The organism is Microbacterium sp. P2_F9, assembly GCF_056403635.1.
The window spans coordinates 1-521 of record NZ_JBFUFC010000429.1 but is presented as its reverse complement, the minus strand read 5'-3'; the positions used below and the strand labels follow the sequence as shown (position 1 = coordinate 521).

The window sequence follows — 521 nt, the reverse complement described above, 5'->3', positions numbered from 1 at the left end:
GACTGTATCCGCCGTAGTAGGCGAGCGTGATCGCCTCGCGCTGGATGGCCGGGAGGGTGGCCACCGCGCCCACCACGCGCGTTCCTTCGATCTTCAACTCCACCTGCTCGGCAACCTCGTCGTGTGCGATGTCGAGATCGCGGGAGCCGATGCGAACATCACGGTCGGCGCTCGCCTGCGCCGCCCGCACGCGGTCGACCGCCCGGCGATGCGCGATCATGAAGACCCACGATCTGCCCTGACCTTTGTTCGGAGCGAAGCGCCCGGCGGATTGCCACAGCTCGAGGAAGACCTCCTGCAGCACCTCCTCGCTCTGGGCGCGGTCGATGAGCACCCGGAGGATCAGGCCGAAGACGCGCGGCGAGAGCATGTCGTAGAGGTCCGCGAAAGCACTCTGGTCGCCACCGGCGACGCGCACGAGGAGGGCGCCGACATGATCGACCTGCTCGGTGCCGTCCTCGGGCACGTCCACGCCATCGATCACCACGTCCCCCAGCATGCCCTACCCACCACCGCTCCCC

The 521-nt window shown here is 68.3% G+C and carries 1 protein-coding gene; it reads right to left on the bottom strand.

Translation table 11 applies throughout. From position 1 onward, the window contains the following. Nucleotides 1-499: sigma-70 family RNA polymerase sigma factor (locus tag AC1DVT_RS20555; RefSeq protein WP_477391285.1), on the bottom strand; the 499-nt coding region annotated here is incomplete at its 3' end. Nucleotides 500-521 lie beyond the last annotated feature (22 nt).